The sequence below is a fragment of the Anaerotignum sp. genome (assembly GCF_045122575.1).
In the GTDB taxonomy this organism is placed as follows: Bacteria; Bacillota; Clostridia; order Lachnospirales; family Anaerotignaceae; genus Anaerotignum_A.
The window spans coordinates 1-4,953 of the sequence record NZ_JBGVHV010000011.1 but is presented as its reverse complement, the minus strand read 5'-3'; the positions used below and the strand labels follow the sequence as shown (position 1 = coordinate 4,953).

The 4,953-nt window shown below is 48.5% G+C and carries 6 protein-coding genes; 5 read left to right on the top strand and 1 reads right to left on the bottom strand.

From position 1 onward, the window contains the following. The 5 genes from ACJMLT_RS00355 to ACJMLT_RS00335 form a co-directional block, all read left to right on the top strand. Positions 1–337, top strand: a 337-nt coding sequence (locus ACJMLT_RS00355) for a branched-chain amino acid ABC transporter permease (protein WP_405724886.1), incomplete at its 5' end; no start/stop codon positions are given. Between the two features lie 15 nt (positions 338–352). After that, positions 353–1,441 carry a branched-chain amino acid ABC transporter permease gene (locus ACJMLT_RS00350; protein ID WP_405724883.1) on the top strand — a complete coding sequence of 363 codons (1,089 nt, stop codon included), beginning with the start codon at positions 353–355 and terminating at the stop codon, positions 1,439–1,441. After that, positions 1,434–2,282, top strand: a complete 849-nt coding sequence (locus tag ACJMLT_RS00345) for an ABC transporter ATP-binding protein (RefSeq protein WP_405724880.1) — start codon at positions 1,434–1,436, stop codon at positions 2,280–2,282. Before ACJMLT_RS00350 ends, ACJMLT_RS00345 begins: the two co-directional genes overlap by 8 nt. Before the next feature lies 1 nt (position 2,283). Continuing rightward, the gene (locus tag ACJMLT_RS00340; RefSeq protein WP_405724889.1) at positions 2,284–2,988 is read left to right on the top strand and encodes an ABC transporter ATP-binding protein; all 705 of its coding nucleotides are present in this window, start codon (positions 2,284–2,286) and stop codon (positions 2,986–2,988) included. Positions 2,989–3,060: 72 nt separating this feature from the next. Continuing rightward, positions 3,061–3,747, top strand: a complete 687-nt coding sequence (locus tag ACJMLT_RS00335) for a 4Fe-4S double cluster binding domain-containing protein (RefSeq protein ID WP_405724877.1) — start codon at positions 3,061–3,063, stop codon at positions 3,745–3,747. A 40-nt stretch (positions 3,748–3,787) separates the two neighbouring features. Here the strand turns inward: ACJMLT_RS00335 and ACJMLT_RS00330 are convergent, their stop codons facing one another. Beyond that, positions 3,788–4,885, bottom strand: a complete 1,098-nt coding sequence (locus ACJMLT_RS00330; protein ID WP_405724874.1) for a YkvI family membrane protein — start codon at positions 4,883–4,885, stop codon at positions 3,788–3,790. Positions 4,886–4,953 lie beyond the last annotated feature (68 nt).

Here is a 4,953-nt window from a genome sequence, read left to right as displayed (position 1 = left end):
GGGGATCAAGATCAACCGCGTAATCAGCTTCACATTCGTGATCGGCTGTTTCCTGGCTGCGGTTGGCTCTATCCTGTACTTCACACCCCGCCCCTCCGTATACCCTCTGGTAGGTTCCCTGCCCGGCACAAAATGCTTCATTGCTGCGGTATTCGGCGGTATCGGCTCTATTCCCGGCGCTATGCTGGGCGGCTTTGTTATCGGCCTGTCCGAAACATTCATCAAAGCTGCGGGTTATTCCGAATTTTCTGACGTATTCACATTCATCCTGCTGATCGTTGTTCTGCTGTTCAAACCTACAGGTCTGTTCGGCGAAAAGATCACAGAAAAAGTGTAAAGGCGGGTGAGCGAAATGACAGAACAGAAAAAACAGAAACTTTCTACCATCTTTTCCCTCATCGGTGTTGCATTTTTAGCGGCAATCCTCTTTGGGGTTTACGCAACCACATCTTCTTCTGATATGCTGCGCACAGTATTGCAGCTGGGTGCCATCTATGCTCTGGTTGCCGTTTCCATGAACCTTCTGAACGGATTTACAGGTCTGTTCTCTCTGGGTCAGGCCGGCTTTATGGCTCTGGGGGCTTATGTATTTGCCATCTTCACCATTCCTGCGGCACAGCGTCCCGGTGTTTACTACCTGTACGGCGTGGCAGACTGGCTGGCAAATATCGAGCTGCCCATCATCGTTGCTCTGATCGTTGCCGGTGCCATTTGTGCACTGATGGCTGCACTGATCGGCGCGCCTGTACTGAGACTGAAAAGCGACTACTTCGCCATTGCCACACTGGGTTTTGCGGAAATCGTTCGTATCGTTGTGGGTTCTTCCCCTCTGAACCGTGTAACAAACGGTTCCCTGGGCCTGAAACTGATCCCCAGATTCCCCAGCTTCTTCTTCCCCTTCGTCGTTGTCGGCATCTGTATCTTTATCGTATGGCTCTTGATCAACTCTTCCTACGGCAGAGCTTTCAAGGCCATCCGTGAAGACGAAATTGCGGCAGAAGCCATGGGTATCAATCTGGCAAAACACAAACAGATGTCCTTTATCATCAGCTCCTTCTTCGCAGGCGTTGGCGGCGCTCTGATGGCAATGTATATGGGTGCCATCACATCCACAACATTCAACGTAACTCTGACATACAACATCCTGCTGATCGTGGTAATCGGCGGCATGGGTTCCCTGACAGGCAGCATCATCTCCTCCTTCATCGTAATTGCAGCGAGAGAATGGTGGCTGCGTTTCCTGGATCAGCCCTTCTTCATCGGCGACTTCCAGATTCCCCTGTTCAAAACAGGTTTCCGTATGGTTATCTTCTCCATCATCCTGATGATCGTGGTACTGTTCTTCCGTAAGGGGATCATGGGCACAAAGGAATTCAACTGGAACTTCCTGCTGAAAAGAATGGAAAAGAAAAACTCCGTAGGAGGTGACGGCAATGAGTGAGAAAAAGACCATCCTGAATGTAAAAGACATTACGATGCAGTTTGGCGGCGTTGTTGCCGTAAATAACCTGACACTGAAAGTAAGAGAAGGCGAGATCGTTTCCCTGATCGGCCCCAACGGCGCCGGCAAAACAACTGCTTTCAATGTGATCACAGGTGTTTATGCACCTACCAACGGGGAAGTAAAATTCCATGGTGAAACCATCATTTCCAACTTCCCCAAGGGTAAGATGGATAAACTTTACGCAGGGGAAAACAAAGGTGTTTACAAAAAGACACTGGAACCCACACCCGATAAGATCACAAAACTGGGCATTGCCCGTACCTTCCAGAATATCCGTCTGTTCAAGGAACTGACTGTACTGGAAAACGTTCTGATCGCAAAACACATGAGAATGAAAGCAAATATCTTTGCTGACACATTCCGTCTGAACCGCAAGGAAGAACAGAAAATGAAAGAAGACTCTCTGGAACTTCTGAAAATCCTTGATCTGTACGATGTAAAGGATGAGATCGCATCCTCTCTGCCCTACGGCAAACAGCGTCATCTGGAAATCGCCCGTGCGCTGGCAACAGAGCCTACACTGCTCCTCTTGGACGAACCCGCAGCCGGTCTGAACCCACAGGAAACAGACGAACTGACAGACTTCATCAGAGATGTCCGCGATAAATTCAACCTGACAATCTTTATGATCGAACATCACATGAATCTGGTTATGGATATTTCCGACTGGATCTATGTCATCGACTTTGGGAAGCAGATCGCCAACGGCACTCCTGCTGAAATTCAGAATGACCAGCGTGTCATCGACGCATATTTGGGGGTGGCTGACGATGAGTAATATTCTTGAAATCAAAAACCTGACTGTTTCCTACGGCGGGATCGAAGCAGTAAAAGGCATTGACATGGTGGTGCCCGAAGGTCAGATCGTAACACTGATCGGCGCCAACGGCGCAGGCAAATCCACCACACTGAAATCCATTTCCGGTCTGGTAAAACCCAAAGAGGCTTCCATCCTGTACAAAGGACAGGAGATCGTGGGCAAAACACCTGACCAGATCGTTTCCATGGGGATCACACTGGTACCCGAAGGCAGACGTGTTTTCCCTAACCTGACTGTACTGGAAAACCTGAAGATCGGCGCTTATCTGAGAAAAGACAACCTGCAGGAAGATCTGGAATACATCTACAAACTCTTCCCCCGTCTGAAGGAAAGAGAATGGCAGATGGCAGGTACCCTGTCCGGCGGGGAACAGCAGATGTTGGCAGTAGGCCGTGCGCTGATGTCCAAACCCAAAGTAATTATGATGGACGAACCCTCTTTGGGTCTGGCGCCACTGGTGGTAAAAGATATCTTCAAGATCATCGAAACCATCAATAAAGAAGGCATCACCGTTCTGCTGATCGAACAGAATGCGAATATGGCGCTGAAAGTAGCCCATAAGGCTTATGTTATCGAAACCGGTTCCATCACCATGGAAGGTACCGGCGCAGAACTGCTGGCAAACGAAGAAATCAAACAGGCTTATCTGGGTAAGACAAAATGATATTTGCCTTCGGCAGAAAATTTTAGGCATCTCCCAAGAGGGGGGATGCCTTTTTTCATAGGAGGAATCTTTATGGAAAATTTGAAAAAGGAAATCTTTACATTATTAAAAGAGCAGGGAGCGGAACTGATGGGGGTGGCTGATCTTTCCGACTTGCCCGAAAGCCACTATCCTGTCGGCATCTGCTTCATGATGCCTGTGCCAAAGCACATCATCAAAGACCTTCTGGAGGCTCCTACCGCGGAATATCACCAGATGTATCATGACTACAACAAACATCTGAATGCCATGGGAGAGGCTGCAGAAAAACTCCTGCAGGAAAGAGGGTATAACGCCCTTGCAAACACCACAGACAAGGTCGTTTGGAACAAGGAAGACCATACCACTGCCCTGCCCCATAAGACCGTTGCCACGAAAGCAGGTCTCGGCTGGATCGGCAAAAGCTGTATCCTTGTGACGAAGGAATTCGGCGGCGCCTTCCGCATGGGCGTTGTACTGACCGATGCGCTCCTGTCTACCGATGAACCCATCACCGAAAGCAGATGCGGCGGATGCACCAGATGCGTAGACGCCTGCCCCGCCCGCTGTCTGAAAAACACGCTCTGGAAAGCAGGTATGCCCAGAGAAGAGATTGCAGACGTATTCGCCTGCGACGAAACCATGCGAAAGAATATGCAAGCTCTCCACGGCTTCGAATTTACCATCTGCGGCAAATGTTTTGCCGTATGCCCTTATACACAGCGATATTTGAACAAATAAAAAAGGTGCGAACCAAGTTCGCACCCTTTCTTTTTATGTATTAAACATTGCCTGCTTTTTTGATCTTCATGATACCCAGTGTCAGCATAGGCAGTACGTATACTACTACGAAGCCCCAGCAGATTGTACCGTAACCTTTTGCGATCAGACCTGTCAGACCGAATGTGGAAACGCCGATACCAACTGCTACAAAAACAACAGCGATCAGAGGACGCATCCAGTTAGGGCATTCTTTGCCGCCCTTCTGGTATGTCAGTTCGATACGGTCATCAACCGCTTTGATGAAGCCTGTACCTGTTTCGATCAGAGTACCAAACAGTACGATTTCGAAAATGATGTACAGCCATCTCATATCCAGCAGACCGAATACTACTGTTACGGGAACTTCTGCAGAAACTACAGCCTGCAGGTCGCAGCACATTACGAACAGCAGCAGAACCGCGGGGATGATACCGATAGCACCAGCCAGAATACCGGACAGAACTGCTTCTTTTCTTGTTTCACAATCACGGATTGTGTACAGAGTAGCGGGAACGATACCCAAGTTATAGAAAGCGTACTGCATACCGCTTACTACCCAACCGGAACCAACTTCGCCTTTTGCGAATTCAGCAGATACATTGCCGCCGAATTTCATGAATACAGAGAACATGAATACTGCATAAACGATATACAGAACGATGGACCATACAGACAGAACTTTTTCGATGGCTTCTGTACCTTTTACGATCAGAAGAACCTGACCTACAGCCAGAATACCGATACCCAACCAAGGAGACAGACCTGTCAGGTCAGCTGTCATGGAGCCTGCTGTTGCGTTGATAACGCCCAGTACGATCAGCATCAGAACGATGTAGCAGATTTCATACAGGACACCTGCTTTGCCCAACAGTTTACCCATCATAGAGTTGTAGTCATAAGTTTTGTAGATACGAACGAATTCGTAGGATACTGCACAGAGCACGGACCAAACGATCAGTGTAACCACCATACCCAGCAGACCGCCTACCAGACCTTTTACGCCAAAATACTGTGCAATTTCAGCGCCTGTACCGTAACCACCGCCGATTACTACGGACTGGAAAATGTAACCGGGTACTAAATACCGTGTCCAGCTCTTTTTACTTGTTGTACTCATAATTTTTTTACTCCTTTCTTTGGTGCAGTTTTTCCCTTGCGGGATGGCTTTTGTAATTTGCCCCGCCT

Excerpts from the sequence above, each read along its gene's own strand:
- ACJMLT_RS00350 (WP_405724883.1), top strand. The coding sequence starts at position 353 with ATGACAGAACAGAAAAAACAGAAACTTTCTACCATCTTTTCCCTCATC.
- ACJMLT_RS00345 (WP_405724880.1), top strand. The coding sequence starts at position 1,434 with ATGAGTGAGAAAAAGACCATCCTGAATGTAAAAGACATTACGATGCAG.
- ACJMLT_RS00335 (WP_405724877.1), top strand. The coding sequence starts at position 3,061 with ATGGAAAATTTGAAAAAGGAAATCTTTACATTATTAAAAGAGCAGGGA.
- ACJMLT_RS00330 (WP_405724874.1), bottom strand. The coding sequence starts at position 4,885 with ATGAGTACAACAAGTAAAAAGAGCTGGACACGGTATTTAGTACCCGGT.